22 protein-coding genes are annotated in these 22082 nt (G+C 69.4%); 8 read left to right on the top strand and 14 right to left on the bottom strand.

Features of this window, described 5'->3' with window-relative positions:
* Nucleotides 1-68 precede the first annotated feature (68 nt).
* Nucleotides 69-2501: a glycoside hydrolase family 65 protein gene (locus tag ACGFI1_RS23985; protein ID WP_392787992.1), complete on the top strand. Its 2433-nt coding sequence runs from the start codon at nt 69-71 to the stop codon at nt 2499-2501.
* Between the two features lie 70 nt (nt 2502-2571).
* Here the strand turns inward: ACGFI1_RS23985 and ACGFI1_RS23990 are convergent, their stop codons facing one another.
* From ACGFI1_RS23990 to ACGFI1_RS24025, 8 genes are all read right to left on the bottom strand, one after another.
* Nucleotides 2572-4173 carry a serine/threonine-protein kinase gene (locus tag ACGFI1_RS23990; protein WP_392787995.1) on the bottom strand — a complete coding sequence of 534 codons (1602 nt, stop codon included), beginning with the start codon at nt 4171-4173 and terminating at the stop codon, nt 2572-2574.
* A gap of 106 nt (nt 4174-4279) precedes the next feature.
* Nucleotides 4280-4666, bottom strand: a complete 387-nt coding sequence (locus tag ACGFI1_RS23995; RefSeq protein ID WP_392736251.1) for a VOC family protein — start codon at nt 4664-4666, stop codon at nt 4280-4282.
* 141 nt (nt 4667-4807) lie between these two features.
* Nucleotides 4808-5989, bottom strand: coding sequence for an SMI1/KNR4 family protein (locus tag ACGFI1_RS24000; RefSeq protein ID WP_392787998.1), 1182 nt, complete (start codon nt 5987-5989; stop codon nt 4808-4810).
* A gap of 212 nt (nt 5990-6201) precedes the next feature.
* Entirely contained in the window at nt 6202-7365 is a 1164-nt protein-coding gene (locus tag ACGFI1_RS24005; RefSeq protein WP_392788001.1) for a hypothetical protein, read from the bottom strand.
* A 41-nt stretch (nt 7366-7406) separates the two neighbouring features.
* Nucleotides 7407-8429, bottom strand: coding sequence for an LLM class flavin-dependent oxidoreductase (locus tag ACGFI1_RS24010; protein WP_392788004.1), 1023 nt, complete (start codon nt 8427-8429; stop codon nt 7407-7409).
* A 119-nt stretch (nt 8430-8548) separates the two neighbouring features.
* Complete coding sequence (locus ACGFI1_RS24015; protein ID WP_392788007.1) at nt 8549-8971, bottom strand: DUF4307 domain-containing protein; 423 nt, start codon at nt 8969-8971, stop codon at nt 8549-8551.
* Nucleotides 8972-9105: 134 nt separating this feature from the next.
* Complete coding sequence (locus ACGFI1_RS24020) at nt 9106-10005, bottom strand: crotonase/enoyl-CoA hydratase family protein (protein WP_392788008.1); 900 nt, start codon at nt 10003-10005, stop codon at nt 9106-9108.
* The gene (locus ACGFI1_RS24025; RefSeq protein ID WP_392788011.1) at nt 10002-10616 is read right to left on the bottom strand and encodes a TetR/AcrR family transcriptional regulator; all 615 of its coding nucleotides are present in this window, start codon (nt 10614-10616) and stop codon (nt 10002-10004) included. Before ACGFI1_RS24025 ends, ACGFI1_RS24020 begins: the two co-directional genes overlap by 4 nt.
* A 296-nt stretch (nt 10617-10912) precedes the next feature.
* Here ACGFI1_RS24025 and ACGFI1_RS24030 point away from each other — a divergent pair, with 296 nt between their 5' ends.
* Complete coding sequence (locus ACGFI1_RS24030; RefSeq protein ID WP_386873237.1) at nt 10913-11791, top strand: hypothetical protein; 879 nt, start codon at nt 10913-10915, stop codon at nt 11789-11791.
* Nucleotides 11792-12252: 461 nt separating this feature from the next.
* Here ACGFI1_RS24030 and ACGFI1_RS24035 read toward each other — a convergent pair whose 3' ends face one another.
* From ACGFI1_RS24035 to ACGFI1_RS24050, 4 genes are all read right to left on the bottom strand, one after another.
* Complete coding sequence (locus tag ACGFI1_RS24035) at nt 12253-13086, bottom strand: tyrosine-protein phosphatase (RefSeq protein ID WP_392788013.1); 834 nt, start codon at nt 13084-13086, stop codon at nt 12253-12255.
* A gap of 395 nt (nt 13087-13481) precedes the next feature.
* Entirely contained in the window at nt 13482-13925 is a 444-nt protein-coding gene (locus ACGFI1_RS24040; RefSeq protein WP_392788016.1) for a DUF5360 family protein, read from the bottom strand.
* Nucleotides 13926-14005: 80 nt separating this feature from the next.
* On the bottom strand, nt 14006-14536 hold the full coding sequence (locus ACGFI1_RS24045; RefSeq protein WP_392788018.1) for a TetR/AcrR family transcriptional regulator: 531 nt from the start codon (nt 14534-14536) through the stop codon (nt 14006-14008).
* A 351-nt stretch (nt 14537-14887) separates the two neighbouring features.
* The gene (locus ACGFI1_RS24050) at nt 14888-15079 is read right to left on the bottom strand and encodes a winged helix-turn-helix transcriptional regulator (protein WP_386873230.1); all 192 of its coding nucleotides are present in this window, start codon (nt 15077-15079) and stop codon (nt 14888-14890) included.
* Between the two features lie 24 nt (nt 15080-15103).
* On the opposite strand from ACGFI1_RS24050, the gene ACGFI1_RS24055 reads away from it, so the two are divergent.
* From ACGFI1_RS24055 to ACGFI1_RS24065, 3 genes are read left to right on the top strand one after another with little or no spacing between them, the layout of a single operon-like run.
* Nucleotides 15104-15547: a hypothetical protein gene (locus ACGFI1_RS24055; protein ID WP_386873228.1), complete on the top strand. Its 444-nt coding sequence runs from the start codon at nt 15104-15106 to the stop codon at nt 15545-15547.
* A complete protein-coding gene (locus ACGFI1_RS24060) occupies nt 15547-16815 on the top strand; it encodes a quinone oxidoreductase family protein (RefSeq protein WP_392788021.1) in 1269 nt (422 codons plus the stop codon). The genes ACGFI1_RS24055 and ACGFI1_RS24060 overlap by 1 nt, the downstream gene beginning before the upstream one ends.
* 16 nt (nt 16816-16831) lie before the next feature.
* A complete protein-coding gene (locus ACGFI1_RS24065) occupies nt 16832-17434 on the top strand; it encodes a restriction endonuclease (RefSeq protein WP_392788023.1) in 603 nt (200 codons plus the stop codon).
* A gap of 125 nt (nt 17435-17559) precedes the next feature.
* On the opposite strand, the gene ACGFI1_RS24070 is transcribed toward ACGFI1_RS24065, so the two are convergent.
* Nucleotides 17560-18012 carry a hypothetical protein gene (locus ACGFI1_RS24070; protein ID WP_392788025.1) on the bottom strand — a complete coding sequence of 151 codons (453 nt, stop codon included), beginning with the start codon at nt 18010-18012 and terminating at the stop codon, nt 17560-17562.
* A 227-nt stretch (nt 18013-18239) separates the two neighbouring features.
* On the opposite strand from ACGFI1_RS24070, the gene ACGFI1_RS24075 reads away from it, so the two are divergent.
* Nucleotides 18240-18566 (top strand): hypothetical protein, encoded by a 327-nt coding sequence (locus tag ACGFI1_RS24075; protein ID WP_386873218.1) that lies wholly within the window; start codon nt 18240-18242, stop codon nt 18564-18566.
* 56 nt (nt 18567-18622) lie between these two features.
* Here the strand turns inward: ACGFI1_RS24075 and ACGFI1_RS24080 are convergent, their stop codons facing one another.
* Nucleotides 18623-19957, bottom strand: coding sequence for an aspartate aminotransferase family protein (locus tag ACGFI1_RS24080; protein WP_392788028.1), 1335 nt, complete (start codon nt 19955-19957; stop codon nt 18623-18625).
* 177 nt (nt 19958-20134) lie between these two features.
* On the opposite strand from ACGFI1_RS24080, the gene ACGFI1_RS24085 reads away from it, so the two are divergent.
* On the top strand, nt 20135-21157 hold the full coding sequence (locus ACGFI1_RS24085; RefSeq protein WP_387077641.1) for a Gfo/Idh/MocA family protein: 1023 nt from the start codon (nt 20135-20137) through the stop codon (nt 21155-21157).
* Entirely contained in the window at nt 21157-22080 is a 924-nt protein-coding gene (locus ACGFI1_RS24090) for a Gfo/Idh/MocA family protein (protein ID WP_364553292.1), read from the top strand. The genes ACGFI1_RS24085 and ACGFI1_RS24090 overlap by 1 nt, the downstream gene beginning before the upstream one ends.
* The last annotated feature ends 2 nt before the right edge of the window (nt 22081-22082 follow it).

Raw genomic sequence — 22082 nt, forward strand, 5'->3', positions numbered from 1 at the left:
CCGGTGAGAACGTGTCAGGGCCGGGAATGCCCTGCGGACGATCCGGGACGACAGCGGGAGGAGACACCATGGACCGGTGGATCCTGTCCTACGACGGCTACGACCCCGGCGCCGAAGGGCTTCGCGAAGCCCTGTGCACGCTGGGCAACGGTTACTTCGCCACCCGGGGAGCCGCCCCCGAGTCGTCCGCCGACGGCGTCCACTATCCGGGGACATACATCGCGGGCTGCTACGACCGGCTGCCGGTGGAGATGGACGGGCTGCAGGCCGACAACGCCGATCTGGTCAACATGCCGAACTGGCTGCCCCTGGCCTTCCGCCCGGCCGGCGGCGACTGGTTCGACCCGGACCGCGCCCAGCGCGAAGGCCGACTGCTGTCATACCGCCAGGAACTCGACCTGCGGCGCGGCGTCCTGACCCGGCTGATCCGCGTGCGCGACGCACGGGGCCGCACGTCGCGGGTGGCGCAGCGCCGGATCGTGTCCATGGACGACCCCCACCTGGCCGCGCTGGAGACCACCATCGTGGCCGAGGACTGGAGCGGCCCGATCGAGATCCTGTCGGCGGTGGACGGACGCGTCGTCAACGCCGGCGTCGAGCGCTACCGGAACCTGCCCCAGAAACACCTGGATCACGAGAAGAGCCCGCGTCCGAGCGACCCGGAGCTGCTTCTGCTGCGGTCGACGACGACGTCCTCGCGCATCGGCGTCGCGGTGGCGGCCCGCACCCGCGTCTCCCTCCCCGCCGAGCGCACCCACCACGCCGAGGCCGGCTGGACGGGCCAGAACCTGACCACGGACATCCGCGCGGGAGAACCGGTCACGATCGAGAAGATCGCCGCCGTGTTCACCTCGCGCGACCGCGCCATCGAGGAGCCCGCCCAGGCGGCGCTGGCGGCCGCCGCATGCGCCGGCGGCTTCGACGCCCTGCTGGAAAGGCACACGCTGGCGTGGTCCCGGCTCTGGCGGCGCTGCCAGCTCAGCGTCGACCACGTCGACGTGCAGCGCGTCCTCAACCTCCACATCTTCCACCTGCTGCAGACGGTCTCGGAGCACAGCGTCGACCTGGACGTCGGCGTCCCCGCCCGCGGCCTGCACGGGGAGGCCTACCGCGGCCACGTCTTCTGGGACGAACTGTTCATCCTCCCGTTCCTGACCATGCGGTTCCCCGAGATCGCCCGCGCGCTGCTGATGTACCGGTGGCGGCGCCTGCCCGAGGCCCGCCGCGCGGCGTCCCTCGCCGGGCACCGCGGCGCGATGTACCCGTGGCAGAGCGCGGCCGACGGCCGCGAGGAGACCCAGCGCGTCCGCCTCAACCCGCGGTCCGGCCGGTGGCTGCCCGACCACTCGCACCTGCAGCGCCATGTCGGGCTGACCATCGCCCACAACGTCTGGCGGTACTACGAGGCGACCGGCGACACCGGGTTCCTCGCCGAGTACGGCACCGAGATCATGCTGGAGATCGCCCGCTTCTTCGCCGATCTCGCCGCCTACGACCGCTCCACCGACCGCTACGGGATCCACGGCGTCATGGGCCCCGACGAATACCACGACGCCTACCCGGAACGGGACACCCCGGGCCTGGACGACAACGCCTACACCAACGTCCTCACCGTCTGGGTCCTGCGCCGGGCACTGGACGCGCTCACCGCCCTCCCCGAGGACCGCCGCGCGGAACTACGGGAACGGCTCGCCCTGACCCGCGAGGAGATCACCCGCTTCGAGGACGTCGCGCGCAAGATGTACGTCCCGTTCCACGATGGCGTGATCAGCCAGTTCGACGGCTACGCCGACCTGGCCGAACTCGACTGGAACCGCTACCGGGAACGATACGGCGACATCCGCCGGCTGGACCGCATCCTCGAGGCCGAGGGCGACTCCACCAACCGCTACAAGGCCTCCAAGCAGGCCGACGTGCTGATGCTCTTCTACGTCCTGTCCCCCGGCGAACTCGACGACATCCTCCGGGAACTCGGCTATGAGCACGGCCCGGCCCTGGCCGCCAGAACCATCGACTACTACCTGCCGCGCACCTGCGACGGCTCCACGCTCAGCTCCCTGGTCCACGCCTGGATCCTCGCCCACACCGACGGCGAAACGGCCTGGCGCATCTTCCTGGAGTCGCTGTTCAGCGACATCACCGACGCCCAGCAAGGCACGACCCCCGAAGGCGTCCACCTCGGCGCGATGGCCGGCACCGTCGACCTCGTCCAGCGCTGCCACGCCGGAATCACCACCCGCGGCGGCACCCTGAACGTGGCCCCCCGCCTGCCCTCGGCGATCGGCGAACTCCGCCTCGGCCTCCGCTACCGCGGCCACTGGGGCATCGACCTGACCTGCCGCCAGGACCTGATCCGCGTCGCGCTCCGCCCCGGCACCACCTCCCCCATCCGCATCCGCTACGGCGACGAAGACGTCGAAATCCACCCCGGCACATCCTGGGAAAGCCCGCTCCACCACGGCAGAAGCCCCCAAACCCTGCCGAGCCCTGACACAACCTGAGTCAGTCACGAATGCAGCGCCCACCAGGAGCGACCGCGAGCACGGCGGAGATCCTTCGCCGGAGGATCCGTCAGTGCGTCGCCACCCGCCCTTCCCTGCCCCTGCGGGACCAGAGGAACGACTGGACGCCGATCCAGATGACCGCGAGGAACAGGAATGAGCGGAAGAGGGAGTCGTCCAAGAGGGAGTCGTCCAGGACGTCCAGGCCCGATCCTGCGAGTTCGTAGACGGGTCCGGGCCAGAGTAGGGCCACCATGCCTTCGATGAGCACGGCCACGATGATCAGGGCGTGGCGGGTCGGCGGGGACGTCACCTTTTCGGTGAGCGATGGGTTCACCGCGGTGAAGGCGAGCATCAATGCGAGCGTGCCCAGCATCCAGGAGAGCTCGAATGCGTCGTTGGGGTCGATGGCCTCGGCGGTCCTGTTGTTCTGGTAGCTGTACACGACGAGGGCTTCCAGATGAAGGCCGTTCAGGATCGCGAAGACGACGCCGGCGACGAGCGTCGGCCGGCGCGGCAGAAACCACATGACACATAGGAGGATGAACGCCACGATCCAAGGCAGCGGCAGGATTATCAGCGTCTCTGGCGAATAGAACGTCAGGGTGCGCGAATTGCCGGGTCCGGGCCACGGCCCGACCAGGTAGGTCAGCATGGACAGCGCCGTGCACACAAGGGCGGCTCTGACGAGAAGAAGCTGGCTGCGCCGGAGTGGGACGTCGCCGAGGGACGCGCGGAGGAGCGCGGTGCGGAGCGGCCCGTGAGGGCTGCGCGGTCCGAGGTCGTTCGCGCTCTCGCCGGTGCCGATGCCGCCGGCGGGATCCACGACGGTACTGGGGTTCGAGCCATTGGTGGGGACGAGGGCGGCGTTGAGCAGGTCGCGGACCTGGGCGGGGTGGAGCCGTTCGTCGGGGTTCTTGCGCAGTAGGCCATCGAGGGCTTGGGCGAGCGGGCCGCCGCACCGGGGTGCGGGTGGTTGCCGGGTGGCGATCGCGACGAAGACGGCGCCGTGGCTGGGACCGTCGAACGGTCGGCGGCCCTCGACCGCCGCGTACAGGGTGGCGGCCAGGGACCACAGGTCCGAGGCCGGGGTGACCGGCTCGCCCTCCACCTGTTCGGGCGACATGTAGGCGGGCGTGCCCAGCAGCATGCCCGAACGGGTGATGGTGGCATCGCCCTCCAGCGCGGCGATGCCGAAGTCGGTCAGCAGGACCCGGTCGCCCTCCAGGAGCACGTTGGCGGGCTTGACGTCGCGGTGGACCACGCCCTGGGCGTGCGCGGCCGACAAAGCGTCCAGCATCGCCAGCCCGATCATCGCGACCTCACGTGGCGGCAGCGCCCCCTGCTCGGCCAGCACGTCCCCCAGGGACCGGCCCTCGATGAGTTCCATCACGATCCAGGGACGGCCGTCCTCGCCCGTCACCCTGTCATGGACGGTGACGATGCCAGGGTGCCGCAGCCGCGCGGCGGCGCGGGCCTCACGCTCCATCCGCGCGTACCAGTCAAGCCGTTCTTGGTCGGTGACCTGGTCGGGTACCAGAAGCTCCTTGACGGCGACCTCACGGTCCAGATCGAGGTCATGCGCCCGCCACACCGACCCCATCCCGCCCCGGCCGATCCGGTCGAGCCGCCGGTACCGGCCCGCCAGCACCCCGTCACCGTCCCAGCTCATGATCAGAACTTACCGATGCGAAGCTTTGGGAAGAAGACGAACCAGGCAACTGCCGGCGGGATGCGCCACACCTTCGACGAGCACGGCCGCGATGGCCGCAGCCTCATCAGTTCGAACCGGACGGTGCCCGGCTCAGGTCCACGACGCAGAACCGGTTTCCGTCCGGGTCGGCGAGAACGACGAAGTCCGGATCCGGCGGGTAGAGGTCCCAGTCGACTCTTGTCGCTCCGAGGCCGATCAGACGCTCGACCTCGGACTCCTGCTCATCTGTGGTGTCCACGAACAGGTCGAGGTGCAAACGGGGATGGGGCTCCACAGGCGACTCGCTGCGCATGAGACCCAACGCCCGGCCCGATCCGTCCGCGTGGTTCAGCGTCCTCCAGCCCGGGTTCTCCCACTCCGATACGGCGACAAGGTCCAACGCCGACGTCCAGAAGGCCACGGCGCGGGGAATGTCGGTCACGCCGATCACCGGAAATCCGAGTCTGAGCACGGAACCGAGTCTAGAAGAACCGAGCGCCGTCCCATCGGGCCCGTCACCGAACACGCGCTCTGCCGCAGATTGGGGACGCCCCTCCAATGGGGTGAGCGAACCGACCATCAGATGTCATAGAAGCCGACGCCGGAATCGGCGTCAGTAGCGGTTGTTCCCGCGTGGCGTGGTCACGATGGTTCGGGCGCGTTCGGGGGTGACCAGGTCTCGCAGTATCGGGTCGGTGAGCAGTACGACCGGCGCGATGCGCCACGGGGAGTCGGAGTGCCAGCGCGGCAGCGCGGCCTCAATGAAGCTCCAGGCACGGTCGGTGGCTCCGGCTTGGACGAGCGTCCGGGCTCGGTGCAGCGCCTCCTGGAAGTCGGGCGGTTCTGGTAGCGGTGTTGGCACGAATGTGTCGATCCGCTCGATCTCCTCCTTGGTCAGGATCCCGGCGAAGAGCTGAAGGTGTGGGGCGACCGACAATCCCGCGCGGGCCGAGCGGTACAAGAACAGCGGCACGGCCTCGGCGCGCACCTGTTCCAGACCGATCTCCCCGACGACGTGTGGGTGAGCGAAGATGCCGTTGCGGATCTCGTGGTGCGCATGGGGCAGATCAAGAAAGGCATTCAGGATGACGGCGAGATAGGCGCCGGAGCCCGAGCCCTTGGCGGCGGCGTGCGCGAAAGCGTCCGCAGCGGCGCGGACCTCACCCTGCAAGGCCCGTTCGCGGCCCTCGGCCACCAACTCGTCGGCACCATCGGGGTGAACCGGGCGGCCATCGCGCCCAGTGAGCTCTTCGAAGGATGCGCGTTCGGCATCCACCAACGCGGCGAACGAGTCGTGTCGCTTACCAAAACCGGGATACCAACTGGCCCAGACGTAAGCCGCCCATTCGCCGGCCGCCGACACATCATCGGGGTCGAGCAGCCAGTACTGGGCGTCGCCGTCACCAGAGACCAGCAACGCGCGGTCGGCGAGCGCGGTCTCCTCAGGCGTACCGTTCTCGCGAAGGATCTCCCACAATTCGGCATCGGCATCACGGAGCCAGCCGACCTCGCCGCTGGTGCGCATCGTCCACATGAACGGGCTGATGTGGAGCCACCCGTCAGACACTGCGAGGAACGACCGATAGCTCTGCGGCAGGCGAACACCCAGACGCTCCTCCAGCGCAGCGAGTCGGTCTTCGCCGGCGCCGTCGAAGCCCAGCCAGCCAGCGGACCGCTGCAGGTCGCCGACCTCGTGCAGTTCGTCCTCGGGAACGACCCGCAACACCTCGGCGCTGTACTCGGCGAGGTACCGGCGCCACTGCTCGACAGTACGAGCGCCATCAGTAAATGCCATGCCGTATCCACTCCAGGTCGAGGGCCGAGGTCCCTCGTCCGAGGCCCAACACCACCATTCGGGCATCAGTTATATCCCCGACACGTTCAGGCGTGCCCAGAAACCGAACAGACCGGACGCCTCCAGCCACGTCCTCTCACGCCGCCAGCGGTGCGCTCGACGTCGAGCCTGAATCATCAGCCGGACGTGTCGGAGAGTCTGGCGTGGTGCGCTCAAAATCTGCGATCGTCGTCGAACCACTGACTGGCCTGCTGTGCAGGAACGTGAGCGCGTTCGGCCAGGCCGCGGAACACATCCCAAACTTGTTCGCGATAGTCCGTGTCGATCAAACCGTACTCGGACTCGATCGCATTGAGGTCGGCACCGAAACGACGCAAAATCCGTTCGGCGGCGTCTCCACCTTCGGTTGTCTCCGACTCGATCGCCTCAATCGCTCGCACCGCATCGGCGTAGGCCTCACACGCGGCCGCTGCGAATGACTCGGAGTCCTCCACCCAGTCCCGGAACGGGTTGTCCCTATGGGCTGCCAGCCACGCCTCTGACTTGGCGCCGCTGACCGTCACTTCGACCCCACCGCCGGTGAACCGCGCCTTGGTCGCGGCGGCGATCGTCCGGCTGGTCCCTTCAAGGTGAATCCGGCGCAGCGACGGCAGTTCAGGCAACCTGCTCGGATCGAGGCCGTAAGCACTGTCGAACTGCAGTGACCGGAGGCGGGCGAGGGCGATGAACTCGTGCAGGTCGGTAATGACACCGGGTGGATCGCCGAAGGTGATCGTCAGTTCCTCCAAACCGGTCAGCTTGGCGAGCGCTCCGGCGGATATCGTTCCCCCGACCCAAAGCCACAGCTTGGGCACACTTCGCAAACCGTCCGGGACCACGACGTCCGGTCCGTACTGAAAGAGCCGCAGGTCGAGCCGCCGCCCGGAATCGGGCGCGTCAACCCGTAGCGTCGCCGGCGGTCTCCGCAGGAACAACGAGGTCACCGACTCTGGAAGGCGGACGCTGCGTAGCCGAGCGCCGTCCAGCCTGACCGTGTCCAGGCGGGTCGCGGTGAGGTCAATGTCGCCGGAAGCATCGTCCCAGTACAGGAACTGGATACCGGGACGTCTGGCGAGCGCGTCGACGATGCCGCGTGCGGCGCCGGACCACTCAACGGTGACACACGCCGGGAACTTGTCCAACTGCGACCAGTCGACGGAGCCCTCGGCGGACACAGGACCGCCGTCGCCCGGGCCGAGGTTAAGCACACGCGTTGAACGTGCGAACCGTCTTGGTCCAGCTCCGAAATCCACTTCGACCTCTGGCACGCAACTCACCGTATACAGCGGCTCTGTCAATTGAGCGCAATCGAGGTAGAAGTCGAAGTACCTGGACAACGGCCCGCTCCTGCCGCGATGTGCGGGGGTTGGCTTTGGTTTCAGCGCCAGCCGAGTTCGGGCGCCACGTGAGTCAGGATGTTCTCCAGGACGTGGGCGTTGTAGTCCACGCCGAGCTGGTTGGGGACCGTGAGCAGCAGCGTGTCGGCGGCCCGAATGGCCTCGTCGTTGGCGAGTTGCTTGACCAGCACGTCCGGCTCGGCCGCGTACGAGCGTCCGAAGATCGCCCTGGTCTTCTCGTCGATCATTCCGATGTGGTCGCCCGAGTCGGCGTTCCGGCCGAAGTAGGCGCGATCCAGGTCGCTGGTCAGCGCGAAGATGCTGCGGCTGACCGACACGCGCGGCCGGCGTCGGTGTCCGGCGTCCTTCCACGCCTGCCGGTAGGCCTCGATCTGCTTGCGCTGCTGGACGTGCAGCGGCTCGCCGGTCTCGTCGTCCTTGAGCGTGGAGCTTTGCAGGTTCATGCCCAGCTTGGCCGCCCACACGCTGGTGGCGTTGGAGCCCGAGCCCCACCAGATGCGGTCGCGCAGGCCCTCGGAATGCGGCTCGACCCGCAGCAGCCCGGGCGGATTGGGGAACATCGGCCGCGGATTCGGCTCGGCGAAGCCTCTGCCCTGCAGCACCGTGAGCAGTACCTCCGTGTGCTTGCGCGCCATGTCGGCATCGGAGTCACCCTCGGACGGCTCGTACCCGAAGTACCGCCACCCGTCGATGACCTGTTCCGGTGATCCCCGGCTGATGCCCAGTTGGAGCCGCCCACCGGAGATCAGGTCGGCGGCCCCGGCGTCCTCGGCGAAGTACATCGGGTTCTCGTAACGCATGTCGATCACGCCGGTGCCGATCTCGATGCGCGAGGTCTTCGCGCCGATCGCGGACAGCAGCGGGAAGGGCGATGCCAGCTGCCTGGCGAAATGGTGCACCCGGAAATAGGCGCCGTCGGCGCCGAGTTCCTCCGCGGCCACGGCGAGATCGACCGATTGCAGGAGAGCGTCCGCCGCCGACCGTGTCCGCGAGCCCGCGCTGTCACTCCAGTGACCGAACGAGAGAAAACCGATCTTCTTCACACCGACCTCAACCACCTCAGCGCCGACGAGATTCCAGCAACGGCCGACCACATGGCCATACCACGGTCACGGACCGTCACACATCGACGATCTTGGTTGTCGTTTCCTCTTGCGTGGGATTACAGCCCACGGCGCTCCTCATTCGTGGGCTCGCTGCGGTTGAGCGAGCGGCAGGAGCGGATGCGGGCGCCGGTCGCGCGGTGCGGGGTCGGCAGCGTTTCAGTCCGGCGCAGGCTCGTGGTTCCCGCAGGAACGATGATCGAGCGCTGGTAGATCACCGCGAAGTCGGTGTCGAAGGCGTCCACCACGCAGCGGACGGTGTCGTCCTTGAGCTTGCCCACCGCATAGGTGATCTGGACGGCGTCGTCGCCGTGCACCCGCCACGCGACGGTCTCCGACTGGATCCCTGGCCGCGAACTGTAGTTGGCCGGGAACAACGACCACAGCAGCGCGAGCGGAACCACGAACGCGGCGACGACGATCGCGCCGACCGGACCGAGACCACGCCGTCGGCGGCCGGAATGCGGCAGCTCGGAACTCATGGGCATGACGACGCTTCTCCTGGATGGTGGGGCCGTTTTGATCATTCTCCGGGCGCTCTCCCGGACAGCCGCACCGGGGTCCTCCACCGAGGCGCGCCGCAGGTGGCGGCTCGGACATCAGCGCCAGCTCCGCCTCACGGCGCTTCACCCCGTAGTTCCTCTTCGGTGGGAACGGGCCCGCCGCCCTCGGGGATCCAGCGGCCCGAGTCACGCCACTTGACCGCTTCGTGGAAGCCGTGGGCGGCGGCGAACTCCTGGAACCAGCGGCCTTCGGGCGAATGCCGGGTGATGCCGTCGAAGAGCGTCGCCAGGATCTGGGTGCCGTGCAGGCCCATGTTGTCGTAAGCCTGGTTGATCATCAGCTTCTGCATGGCGAGCTGGTTGACCGGGACGCCCGCCATCCGGTCGGCGAGCTCCTCCACGCGGGCCCGCAGGCCGTCCGCTGGCACCGCCTCCAGCACCAGCCCCCACTCGGCGGCGGTGCGGCCGTCGATCGTGTCGCCGGTCAGCAACATGCGCTTGGCGCGCTCGGCCCCGAGCCGGTAGACCCACATGGCGGTGGTGGGGCAGCCCCAGACCCGGGCCGGCATGTAGCCGATGCGGGCGTCCTCGGCCATCACCACCAGATCGCACGACAGCGCGATGTCGCTGCCGCCCGCGACGGCGAAGCCGTGCACCTGGGCGATGGTGGGCTTGAGGGAGCGCCACAGGGAGAAGTAGTCGTCGGTGAACTCCTTCATCACCGCGTAGTCCTTGATCGGGTCCCAAACGGGGTCGCCGTCGCCCGAGCCCTGCGTGCCCTGGCCGTCCTCGGCGGAGATCTTCAGGTCGTAGCCGCTGCAGAACGCCCGTCCCGCGCCGCGCAGCACGATCACGTGGACCCGCGGGTCGGCGTTGGCGCGCTTCACCGCCGCGGCCAGATCGCCGGGCATGTGGAAGTCGATCGCGTTCAGCCGGTCGGGCCGGTTGAGCGTCAGGTACGCCTTGCGGTCCGCGACCTCGTACAAGACCGTCGACGGCCGTTCTTCGTTCATCGTTCCTCCTCCTGGGGGCCGGGGGCCGCAAGCAGCGGCCGGACGACCTCGACCCACTGCTCCAGCAGCGCGTCGCGGTCGGCGTCCTCGCGGTAGAGGACGTCGGAGATGGCCATGCCGCGCAGCAGTTGCACGGTCAGCTCGGCGACCAGCGGATATCCGTGCATCCCGGTGACCTCCGGGCCGAGGATCTCGCCGACCACCCGGAACAGGTCCCGGCGCGCCGCGCCCTCGGCCCGCCGCAGTACCTGCCGCAGGCGTGGATTTGTCCGGGCCACCGCCCACAGTTCCAGCTCCGCGCCGAACGACGGCCGCCGCAGCACCGCCCGCAGGACCCGCGCTCCTCGCAGCAGCGCGTCTCCCGACTCCGGCGCCGCGGCGAGTTCCTCCCGCACTGCGTCCTCGTTGCGCTGGACCAGACGGCCGACCGCCGCCCCGAACAGCTCCTCATGAGTGGCGAAATGATGGAGCAGCGCGCCTCGGCTCACTCCCGCCCGCCGCTGCACCTCGACGGTCGTGGTCGCCGCGGCGCCCGCCTCGACCAGCGACTCGACCGCCGCTTCCACGATCCGAGCCCGCGTCGCGGCCCGCTGCTCCTCGCGCTTGGACATCCCTCTCCAATTCACAGTCACCTCCGACTGCGAAGGGCACGGTCTCACAGTCAACGCTGACTGTAAAGAGGGTCGGCGCGTCGCCTCGCATGACCTCGACCCCGGAGGCGTCGTGCGGGGTCACGGGTGTCGCTCGGTCAGCAGGGCGAGTTATGGCGACGGCGGAAGCAAGGCGAGCCGATTCGAGCGCTTACGAAGGTCAGGGGATCCAACCACTCTGTTCTGTGCTTGTGGCCGTGTTGTCGGGAACCTGTCGCCGCTATGGTCTTGCCATCTGTTGAACCCTTTGGGGAAGCATGGCTCATGAGTTGAACGCCGTCCTCGGGAAGCGCGAAGTCCTGGACAGGCTGGCGAGCGAGCACGGTGTGCCGGTGGTGGCGCTCAGCCATGGCTTCGCCTTGATACCCCTGACCTCAGAGGTCATCGCTCTAATCCTCGGGGACGGCGGGCCGGACGCCCCGGAGAACGGTCTCTCCCTCCAGCGCCGCCTCGACGAGGTGTTCCACGATTGGTCGGCGCACGGTTCAGTCGTGCACGCCACCAACGACACCCACGGCGGTAGTCCGGGAGAACAGACCGCGCGGATCTGGCAGGGCGGCACGGTGGTCTTCGCCCAACGCGGTCACGCTTACAGCGGCCCGATCTCCATGGCGTTGCAGCGCCTGGGCGTCACCGGCGGACGGATCGGTCATGACGAGTTCGACATCGTGGGGTTGGGCCGTCATCGCAAGACAGAAGCGTGGCTCGAAACCCCGATACAGCGCGCATCCGGTCATGAGCTGGGCCGGTCAAATGCAACACGAGAAGGAGGCGGGACCGGTTCGATGACGAACACGGCCGACAGACAGATACCCCAGTACCTCGACCTTGTCGGAGCCGGATGGCACGACATCCTGATGCGGGCCCACGCCGAACTCCTCCAGGTGCTGCCGAATTACCAGGTCGCCCAGGTCAAGGAGAAGTGGGGCATGCTGGACATCAACCTGGGCGTCTACATCGACCCCGCCACCGGCGAACTCGGCATCAACCGCGAACTCGGCGCCCGGGTCAGCGACATCCTGCAGGCTGCTCGCGACGAGTCCCGCCGCACCTGCGAAGTCTGCGGCGAGCCGGGTAGCGAGACCGACCGCGGATGGATCAAAACGCTCTGCCCCGACCACGGCGGGCAGGGCTAGAACGCCACACGTACGGTTCATCAAACGCCGCCTTCTTCCCTATGTGCCCTCAAGGCCAAGGCAGCGTCGCGTGACCGGCGAGTAGACATAGCGCCTGAACCCCACAATGCCAGCGATTCGATTTTCCGGTTGATTGCCGCCACCGCCCGCGAGAGCCGCCGATCGGACAGTTCCGTTCGGCGGCTTTCGCGATATGTGCCGACGCCCCACGGGTAGCCAGCGGAACCTACAAATGACGATGCGTCCACCCACACGAACGCATGCGACACCCCCTCCAAAGGGAGATTCCGAATGCGGCCGCCTGCGCGTCCAAGATGTTGGACATCTCGCTGACCTGAGTCTTGGGAATGCCCATCTGCTCCACGGCTCCGCGACGGCCCCGGACGTACTTCTCAGCAAGCGCAAACGGTGGCACCTGATCGTTCGTGGAACCGGAGCCGACGGCCGTAGGTCCGGGCGGATCAGGAGGTAAGCAGCCGGGAGCGCAGCGCTGCGACGGTGGCGTCGCTCAGCTTCAGGCCGTTGCGGACGTAGTTGTCGAAGCTCCCGTAGGCCTGGTCGACCTCATGGAACGCCTCGTCCAGCCAAGCGGACTCCACGGCGTCCGACCGGCCGAGGTAGGTGTTGCTGGCCATGTAGTCCTGGTTCACCGTCGCCTTCGGGACACCCAGGATGGTCAGCAGCACCGCCGCACCCCAGCCGGTCCGGTCCTTGCCCGCGGTGCAGTGGAACACCGTCGCGCCGGGGTTGGCCGCGATGGAGGTGAGCAGGTCGTGGTAGGCGCGGCTCGCGCCGCTGAAGTCCACCATGAACGGGTAGGCGATGGACTGGCCGAGGTTGGACGACCCGGTCACCAGCCCGATCAGCAGCCCGTACAGCAGGCTGCCCAGCGCCGGATTGGCGAAGGAGATCCCGTGCGTGAGGTCCTCGACGTCGGCGACCTGGTAGGCGATCCCGGCGGGAAGCAGGTCGGGGTCCTCCGAACGTTCCTTGTAATTGCGCAGGTCCACGTCCAGGGTGATTCCGAGGCCGAGCAGCGTCTGCTGGTCGGCGGTCGACAGGTGGGCCAGGGAGTTGGAGCGGTAGACGACGCCGGTGCGGACGTGGTGGCCGTCGGCGGTCGCGTAGCCGCCGAGGTCGCGGAAGTTGGCGGCCGTGGCCAGCCGGGGCGCGGCGGCCAGGGTCGCCGTGGTCGGCGCCCGGTTCGGGGCCTCGGCGAGGGCGGGCGGTGCGGTCAGCGCGCCGGCCAGCAGGGCGGCGCCGAGCAGGGCTGCGGACGTACGGGGGGTGCGCATGACGATCCTTCTCGGATGGCCCCGGCGGGGGGATGGACGTGACGCCCGTCATGATGCTGTCCGAGCGGACGCGGATGAACTGGCAGGCTCTCAAATCTTCCCGGCGATCATTGTGCGGGGCGACAACGGCCGCGCCCGACCGCCCCGCGCCATTGAGGAAATGACCACATCGCCAACTCGTCACCTGCCCCCCCACAGCACCACGGTGCCTTGAGGTGTGCCGGATTCACTGAAGCCCGATATACCTGGCACTAGTTGTCACTGGTTTGTTGGTTGGACGGTAGTGGGGTGCCTCGCATTCGGCAGTCGGCGTGTTACCGGTGACCGAGCGCAAACGGCGGTCGTCGTACGAACGGCACCGACGCCATCGGGCCTCGGGAACCCGCAGGCAGGACTCATCGCTGGTCGTCGCGTTCGGCCAGCGGGTCAGCCGTCGGCGTCGTCGCGCCGGAGACCGCCCGGATCAGGACGGCCAGGGCGGGCAGCGGGAAGAGCAGCAGGAACAGGTTCGGCACCCACCACGTCATCGAGTAGTCGCCGCGCAAGGCCCAGAACGTGATGGCCTGGAGGCCCGCAGTGCTGGTGAGGGTGAGGGACACCGCCATGAACGTGCGCCACCCGCGTGGCCTGCACAGGCTCAGCAGCCCCGTCACGCTCGCGGCCAGATCGAGGGGCAGGAATGAGGTGTTCCAGTCGCTCATCACCGGATCGGCGTAGTCCTTGTAGGCCATCGAGGCAGGGATCAGGCCGCCGCAGGCGATCGCCCAGTAGAGCAGGAATCCGATGTCGGTGAGCAACATGGCGACCTTGGTCGCCGCGAGCAGCCGGTCCGGCCTCATCCGTGGCTCACCCCGCCGCCGAGGTTCATGACGGTCACGCCGGCGACGACGATGCCCGCGCCGAGCAGCACGTACGGCATTCAGTCCTCCTCGGCGATCAGCGCGGTGAGCCGCGCGCGCACCTCGGTGTGCAGGCCATCGCGCGGTGGGGCGAGGCCGAGCAGCCGGGCCATCCACCAGCCGTCCACGGCGAGCCGCACCAGGGTGGCGGTCGCCGGGTCGAGCCCGTCCTCGCAGATCCGCTGCTGCCAGCGCTCGTAGCACTGGCGCAGCACGGCCTGCACCTCGGGCCCGCCCGATATCCCGGCGAGCAGGGCCACCGCGACCTGATCGAAGCGATCGACCGGTGGTCCGTCCTTCTCCGGAATGGTCGCGTCGAGCCAGGCGCGGGTGAACGATCCGGGTTGCGAGCCCGGCGGCGGCAGTTCGGCCTCGAACCGCTCGACCAGACGGCCGAGCACCCCCTCGATCAGCGCGCGCTTGGACCGGAAATGGTGCAGCAGCCCGCCCTTGCTGACCCCGGCCTCGGCGGCGACGGCGTCCAGCCGGATCGCGTCGGCGCCGCCCGCGATCAGTATGCGCTCGACCGCGTCCAGGATTCTGTCGCGCATGGCACTCCTTCTCCAGACCGTCCAGACGGTCGGTAGCCTAGCCCGATCGAAGCCGATGATCCGGGCGATCCGGCGAAACGGTCAGGCGGAGGCTCCGTGAGCGGCGGGCTGAAGATCCAGCGCTATCTGCACGACCACGGTCTCCCCGCCGGTCTACTGTCTGGCCCCCATGCTCGCGAACCCGCTGATGAAGTACATGTTCTGCTCCCGGAGGACAGCCCGCATCCCCTCGAAGGCGTCACGGAGTCGCGGGTGAACGGCGGCCGCCGAGAACCACCGCCGACGGGGCCATGGCAGAGGTGAACGGGTCGGCGAGCGCCGTGTCGACCGGCCACCATGAGGGTGGCGGCGTCAGGGCTCGGCGGGAAGTTCGACCCACTCCAGCGCCCAGCGGTTGAGGTCGAGCAGGACCTTGCCGAGCGCGGCGCCCTTCTCGGTCAGCCGGTAGTCGATCCGCACCGGTGTGGTGGGCTGCACGCCGCGTTCGATGAGCCCGTCGGCCTCAAGGTCCTTCAGTCGCTGCGACAGCAACTTGTGCGTCATGCAGGGCAGCTCCCAGATTTGCGCGTGTCCGCCCAGGCGCTTCCGGCCGACGGCCTCACCCTGGAGGGGCACCCGCTGCACGCGATCGAGGTCGGGCACAGCGACTGCGACGATTCCACGGTGCTGCACGTGCCGGCGCTCGGACTGGTCGTCGCCGGCGACGTCGCCTACAACAACGTGCACCAGTACCTCGCCGACGGCGGACTCGACGGCGGCATCGACGCCTGGTTGCTCGCCATCGACACGGTCCGGGACCTGCGACCGGCCGCCGTGGTCGCCGGCCACAAGGACGCCACCCGCCCCGACCATCCACGCATCCTCGACGAGACCGCCGAATACCTGCGCACCGCCCGCCAAGTGCTCGCCGACAAGCCCACGGCGCAGACGTTCTTCGACGAGATGACGCGCCGCTACCCGGACCGGCTCAACCCCGGCACCGTCTGGCTGAACGCGCAGAGGCTGGCCTGATGCGCGCCGTTCGGTTTCACGAGTTCGGCGGACGGGACGTCCTGCGGATCGACCAGCTGCCGCAGCCGGAACCGGACGCCGACAGCGTGGTGATCCGGATCGCCCGCGCCGGCGTCAGTCCCCTCGACGACAAGGTCCGCACCGGTGTCCTGCCCTCCTCGATGCGCAAGCCGCTGCCGCTGGTGCCCGGGGCCAGCGCCGTGGGCCGCGTGGAAGATCCCGGCACGTCCGGGCATGCGCCCGGCGCCCGCGTCCTGCTGTGCGGTTGGGGCTACGGCACGACGCGCGACGGCACCTGGCGGGAACTGGCGGCCGTCCCGCCGAGTCACCTCGTCCCCGTTCCCGACGACGTCAGCGACGACGACGCCGCCGGCCTCGTGACCGGATCGGGGTACCTGACCGCCTGGCTGGCACTCACCAAGACCGCACGAATGCGGCCGGGTCAGGTCGTCCTCGCCCCCGGAATCTACGGCGCGGTCGCCAACGCCGCCGCGCAGGTGGCTCCGATCCTCGGCGCCTCGCGGGTCATCTCCACCGCCCGCGGCGCGGACCGCCTCGCCGCCGTCCCACGCGCCGACGACCTCGCCATCATCGACCTGGAGCAGGAGACGCTGAGCGCCGGAGTCGCGCGATTGACCGAAGGCGCAGGAGTGGACGTCGTCCTCGACGGCCTCGGCGGCGACCTCACCGGCCAGGCACTCGGCACCCTCCGGCGCGGAGGAGTCCTCGTCAGCATCGGCTACACCGCCGGCACGAAGGCCGCCATCGACGTCACCGACCTCATCTGGAAAACCGCGCGCATGGAAGGCTTCCTGTTCACCGCATTCACCCAGCAGGAAGTCGCCGACACCTACCGCACCCTGCTCGGGCATCTTTCCGCCCACGCCATCAAACCCGCGATAGACGGGGTCCATCCACTGGACCAGGCTGCCGAGGCCCAGAGACGCGTCGTCGAGGACCGTCCTCTCGGGAGAGTGTTCCTCGATCCCGTGCCTGAGCCCGCCTCGTGGCCCGCGGCTTTGAGGGGCCGTCTCCGGGCGCGGAGGGCAGGTTGGCCTGCCCTCCGGTGGACAAGTTTCTCACTGTCTCGGCTTTGCGGCGGATCCTGTCGGACCGGTGTGTTTCGATCCTGGCCACGGCCTCGTCGGCACGGGGAACTGGCAGGAGGAACACATGGGTCACGACTGGTCCAGCGAGGAGTACGGGGCTTTACGGCCCTGGTGGCTGCCGGACTGGGTGGCATTCCCCCGAAGGCCGCGCAGCGTTGAGGGATGGGCCGTATGCGTGCTCCTGCTGCTGGCCCTGATCGCGCTTCTCGCATACCTGTGGCATCTCTCGATCACCTACTGGTACCTGTCGCTCCCCGCCCTCGCACTGCTCGCGTTCGCGTCCGACCGCTACTGGCGGTCCTTGTGGACCGCCGAACAGGAACGCCGGGAAAGGGTCAGCTCCTACAGCCTGACATTCGCCCAGATGCGGGACATGCACTGGCGCGACTTCGAGATCGCGATCACGCGCCTCATGCGCCGCGACGGGGTCGACGCGGAGCACACCGGCAGAACGGGCGACTTCTCCGGCGACGTGATCGGCTACGACGCCGCGCTCGGCGAACGCTGGCTCGTCCAGGTCAAGCACTACAACCCGAATAACAAGGTCAAGTCCGACGACGTCCAGAAGGTCGCGGGCGCCGCCTGGCCCATCTACCAGGCCCGGATGATGCTCGTCGTCACCACCAGCGGATACACCCGTGATGCGCTGGCCTTCTCCGCCAAGGCCGGGATCCACCTCATCGACAAGGCCGCCCTCATCCGCTGGGCCACCGACGGCGTCCACCTGCACGACGTCCTCGGCATCACCGCGGACGCCCGCTACGGCAACGCCAGTTGAGCCTCGCCGCACCAGGGCCTCTCCAGGCTGGACGGCTTGGTCACGTAATCGTCCAGGCGGAACCGGTACCGCTCGACCAGCACAACATCAGCGTGCACGTCGAAGGTGACCCTTAGATCACCGCGTCACCAGTGCCGCTCGACGGTCCCCTTGGTGGCGACCTGCGCCTGCCTGAGGGAGCGGAGTTTCGCTCGTCGGCCGCGGCGCCGCTCAACTCTGGCAAGGCGGCGCTCGTCAGCGGAGCCTTCGCCTTCCTGGTGAATGCGCCGTTGCAGCCTGCTCTCGACCCAGTCCCCGAGCGGTAGACCGGGCTCCTTCCGCCACGTCTTCGGCCGCCGACGCGCCAGCACCTCCTCGACTTCCCCGGCCTTATCGACGTCAACGGTGCCTGTGGCGTCTCGAAGGATCCGCTGGAGACGATGGCGGTTGGCGCGATTGGGGAACCGCTTGTTCAGCCGTACCGCGTTCCTCGACGACTTGTCGTTCTCCGCGTAGGCGTTGCGGCGATCCTTGGCATAGCTGAGCCGCTTCTTCTCCCGAGGGTTCCTACTCTCCACCACTCCACTCCCCACCTCCACGTCCGACCGCCTCGGAGGCGAGCCCGGGCGGGGCCCAACGTCGACCAGGCCGACCCCAGTACGGCGGTCGTCCGCGGGCACCACTTCATCACCGTGCCCTACGACGAGGCTCGCGGCAGCATCATCGGCACCTTCAGCAAGCTGTCCGACTTTGTCCAGGCCAAGCCGCCGGAGGCCACCGAGCCCGGCGCGGCCCCACCGCCCGGCCGGCCGGTGCCGTCGACGGCGTGGCGGAGTACTGGTATTCGGCGCTCGGGCCCGTCGCGACGCCCGAGGCGCCGCGGCAGTTCACGCTCAGCTTCGCCGAAGCGCAGCGGGTGTCGTGGATCGGGCTGAACCTCAAACCCGGATACGCCGAGACGGCGTCGGTCCACCTCTCGGCGGACGGCCGGGATTGGGGTGAACCCGTCGATGTGCGCACCGGCCACATCTCCGTCGCCGGGCAGATCGCCTGGGCGGAACTCGACCGGGCCACCACGGCCAAGCACGTCAAGGTGGTCATCTCGCAATCCGATGGCGCGTCCATGCTCGCCGAGTTGATGCTCGCGCGCTGAGCCATTCCGAAATGGAACGGTGGCCGCTCTGGAAAGCGGCCACCGTTTCCCTTCGTCTACTCGGCAAGGGTGAGGATGCCGTCGTCGCGGATCGAGCGGAGGACGTCGCGGGCCGCGTCCAGAGTGCGGTCGATGTCCTCCTCGGTGTGCGCGGCGGAGATGTGGTTGCGCTTGAGGGTGAGCGGCAGCATCAGGAAGCCGCGGTCGGTCATACGGCGATGGAAGGCCACGTAGGCGGCATGGTCGTTGCGCAGGAGGTCGCGGTAGCCGCGGATCGGCCCCTCGATGAAGTAGAGGCTGAACACCCCGCCGAAGCCCGCGGCGGTGGCCGCGATGCCGAGGTCGGCGCAGATGCCGGTGAGGCCGGAGCGCATGCGGTCGCCGAGGGCGTGGGTGCGCTCGTAGAAGTCGGGGTGCTCGCGCAGGTAGGTGATGGTGGCGATGGCGGCGGTGGACGAGACCGGGTTGCCGTTGAAGGTCCCGGCGAGGAGCACCTCCCCGCCCGCCGAGCTGAAGTGCTCCATCAGGCGGCGCGGGCCGGCGAGCCCGGCGATCGGGTAGCCGTTGCCCATCGCCTTGCCGAAGGTGGTGAGGTCGGGCAGGACGCCGCAGACCTGCTGGTAGCCGCCGGGCGCGTGCCGGAACCCGGTGATCACCTCGTCGAAGATGAGCAGCGAGCCCTGCTCGGCGGTGAGGGCGCGCAGCCCGGTCACGAACTCCCGCGTCGGGACGAGGGCGCCGACGTTGTGCGGGATCGGCTCCATGATCACGGCCGCGATCCGGTCCGGGTGCGCCTCGTACAGGGCGCGGACGGAGTCCAGGTCGTTGAACTCGGCGATCAGCGTGGCGTCCAGCGCCTCCGGCAGGATGCCGCCCGACAGCGGGTCGCTGCCGTAGGCGCGGTCCGGCGCGGAGATGACGTTGCGGGCGACGGCGTCGTGCCAGCCGTGGAAGCCGCCCTGGAACTTGACGATCAGCGGCCGGCCGGTGACCGCGCGGGACAGCCGGACCGCCTGCGCGGTGGCCTCGCTGCCCGACATCGCCGAGATCATCTGCTCGGCGGACGGAATGGTCTCGGTGACCAGCCGGGCCAGCTCGATCTCCGGCTCGGTGACCCCCCAGCCGACCAGGTCGACTCCCCCGATGGCGGCGCGCACCGCGTCGTCGACCTCGGGCGCGGCGTGGCCGAGCAGGATCGCGCCGAACGCCGCGTGGTAGTCGAGGTAGCGGCGTCCGTCGGCGTCGGTGACGTACGCGCCGGACGCGGCGGTGATCGCGTGCGGCACGCCGACCAGGCGGGTGGCGGAGTTGACGCCGCCGGGGATCACGGCCTGCGCGGCGGCGAGCAGTTCCGCGCCGGACCTGCGCCCGGCCAGCTCGGCGGTGGTCATTCTGGGAGCCCCCAAGAGATTGGCGAGTGATGGGTGACGCTGTCGGCGAATAGTTCATGGAAAGGCGTTCCATGTCAACCCTTCGATTGCGGAGCCTCCGGTTGAGCAGGGAGACCTCAAGTTTTTCTCCCGCGAACCCTTGACACGTGAATGGCCTGGGGATCAGGATCCCTCGACATGGAATCCCATTCCGTGCCGCTTCGGACACTGGTCGTCGGCACCGGTTTCATCGCCGCGCAGCACGCCGCCGCGATCCATGCCGAGCCGCGGCTGGAGCTCGCCGGCGTGGTCGACATCGACCCCGGCCGGGCCGCCGCCGCGGCCCGCGCGAACGGCGGCGTGCCGGCCTTCACCGACCTCGCCGCGGCGCTCGCGGAGACCGGCGCCGGCGGCTGCGTCGTCTGCACCCCGAACGACACGCACGCCGACATCGCCGTGGAGGTCGCGGAGGCGGGCGCGCACCTGCTGATCGAGAAGCCGCTCGCCACCGGGGTGGCCGGCGCGCGCCGGGCGGTCGAGGCGTTCGCGGCGGCCGGGCGGGTGCTGATGCCCGCGCACAGCCACCGCTACTACGACTACGCGCGGACGGTCCGGGACGTGCTGCGCTCCGGTGAGCTGGGCACGGTCGACCTCGTCCGGCTGGCGATCCTCGGCGGCTGGATCTGGCCGGACTGGCGCGGCTGGATGCTCGACCCGGCCCGGTCCGGCGGGCACGCGCTGCACAACGGCGTCCACCTGCTGGACCTCGTCACCTGGTGGACGGACGACACCCCGGAGACCGTGTACGCGCGAGGCCGCCGCCAGACCGCCACGGAACTGGGCATCTACGACTACCTGGAGATGACGGTCGGATTCGCCGGCGGCGCGACCGCCGTGTGCGAGATGAGCCGCGGGCACCGCCCGGCGTCCTTCGCCCGCCGCGACGTCATGGTCGCCGGGAGCGGCGGGATCCTCACGCTCCCCTGGGACGCCGAGTCGGGGACCGCCACCGACGAGACCGGCACCGCGCTGCTCCCGCCCGGCGGCGGCGACGGGTTCGCCCTCCAGATCGCCGCCTGGGCCGACGCCGTCACCGGCGAGCCGCCGCTCGTGACCGGCGAGGACGGGCTGCTGGCCGTGGCGATGGGCGTCGCCGCCGAACGATCGATCGCGACCGGCGAGCCCGTCCGGGTCGCCGACGTCCTCAAGGAGGCGTCCTGATGCGCACGCTCAAGGTGCTGCCCTGGGGGTCGGGCGGGTTCGGGACCCAGGACCACCAGCACGACATGTACCTTCCCGCGTTCCGGGCGCACGCCGGGTTCGAGGTCGTGGAGAGCGACCGGCCGGACATCGGCGGAGCCGTCCGCGCGACGGGCGCCGAGGTCGTCTGCGTGTGCGCGCCACCGGAGGAGCGGGCCGACCGGGTCGTCGAGGCGCTGCGCGCCGGCTGCCACGTCCTCGCCGACAAGCCGCTCGCGCTGGACGCGGCCGGCGTCGAGGCGATCGCCGCGGTCGCGGCCGAGACCGGCCTGGTCTGCATGCCGGCGCACCACCACCGGTTCGGCGCCGCCGTCCAGGCCGCCAAGGGGGCGCTCGCCTCCGGACGCGTCGGGCTGCCCTGGAACGTCCAGGCCGACTTCCTCGTCGACGGCGGCGACCCGTGCCCGGACGGCGAACTCGTCAACTTCGGCCTCTACCCCGTGGACGTGGTGCGGGCCCTCACCGGGCAGGCGGTCCGCCGCGTGCACGCCGTGCCGGGCCGCGAGCGGAGCCGGTTCACCGTCCTGCTGCTCGACCACGAGCACGGCATGACCAGCACCATCACCGTCGGCCGGCTGCGCGGCACCGTCGACGCCCCCGGCATGGCGCTGCACCGGTACCGCATCAGCGGCTCCGGCGGGGTCATGGACGTCGACGCCGCCAAGCCGGGCGCGTCCGTCCGGACGGTGACGGGCAGCCGCACCGCCTGGCACGGCCCCGGCACCGTCGACCGGATGCTCACCGCGCTGCACACCGCCGTCGTCACCGGCCGGCCGCCCGAGGCCGGCCCGGCCGACGCCCTCGCCGCGCTGCGCGTCACCGACGCCGCGGCCCGTTCCCTCGCCCTCGGCACACCCGTGCCGATCGACTCCCCGGAGGTCTGATC

The sequence above is a fragment of the Actinomadura geliboluensis genome, assembly GCF_043197915.1.
Lineage (GTDB): Bacteria > Actinomycetota > Actinomycetes > Streptosporangiales > Streptosporangiaceae > Spirillospora > Spirillospora geliboluensis.

Coding starts and splice junctions, on each gene's coding strand:
- ACGFI1_RS24020 (WP_392788008.1), bottom strand. CDS start 10,005: ATGAACGAAGAACGGCCGTCGACGGTCTTGTACGAGGTCGCGGACCGC.
- ACGFI1_RS24085 (WP_387077641.1), top strand. CDS start 20,135: ATGGAATCCCATTCCGTGCCGCTTCGGACACTGGTCGTCGGCACCGGT.
- ACGFI1_RS24025 (WP_392788011.1), bottom strand. CDS start 10,616: ATGTCCAAGCGCGAGGAGCAGCGGGCCGCGACGCGGGCTCGGATCGTG.
- ACGFI1_RS24030 (WP_386873237.1), top strand. CDS start 10,913: ATGGCTCATGAGTTGAACGCCGTCCTCGGGAAGCGCGAAGTCCTGGAC.
- ACGFI1_RS23990 (WP_392787995.1), bottom strand. CDS start 4,173: ATGAGCTGGGACGGTGACGGGGTGCTGGCGGGCCGGTACCGGCGGCTC.
- ACGFI1_RS24090 (WP_364553292.1), top strand. CDS start 21,157: ATGCGCACGCTCAAGGTGCTGCCCTGGGGGTCGGGCGGGTTCGGGACC.
- ACGFI1_RS24015 (WP_392788007.1), bottom strand. CDS start 8,971: ATGAGTTCCGAGCTGCCGCATTCCGGCCGCCGACGGCGTGGTCTCGGT.
- ACGFI1_RS24060 (WP_392788021.1), top strand. CDS start 15,547: ATGCGCGCCGTTCGGTTTCACGAGTTCGGCGGACGGGACGTCCTGCGG.
- ACGFI1_RS24035 (WP_392788013.1), bottom strand. CDS start 13,086: ATGCGCACCCCCCGTACGTCCGCAGCCCTGCTCGGCGCCGCCCTGCTG.
- ACGFI1_RS24040 (WP_392788016.1), bottom strand. CDS start 13,925: ATGAGGCCGGACCGGCTGCTCGCGGCGACCAAGGTCGCCATGTTGCTC.
- ACGFI1_RS24050 (WP_386873230.1), bottom strand. CDS start 15,079: ATGACGCACAAGTTGCTGTCGCAGCGACTGAAGGACCTTGAGGCCGAC.
- ACGFI1_RS23985 (WP_392787992.1), top strand. CDS start 69: ATGGACCGGTGGATCCTGTCCTACGACGGCTACGACCCCGGCGCCGAA.
- ACGFI1_RS24045 (WP_392788018.1), bottom strand. CDS start 14,536: ATGCGCGACAGAATCCTGGACGCGGTCGAGCGCATACTGATCGCGGGC.
- ACGFI1_RS24080 (WP_392788028.1), bottom strand. CDS start 19,957: ATGACCACCGCCGAGCTGGCCGGGCGCAGGTCCGGCGCGGAACTGCTC.
- ACGFI1_RS24000 (WP_392787998.1), bottom strand. CDS start 5,989: ATGGCATTTACTGATGGCGCTCGTACTGTCGAGCAGTGGCGCCGGTAC.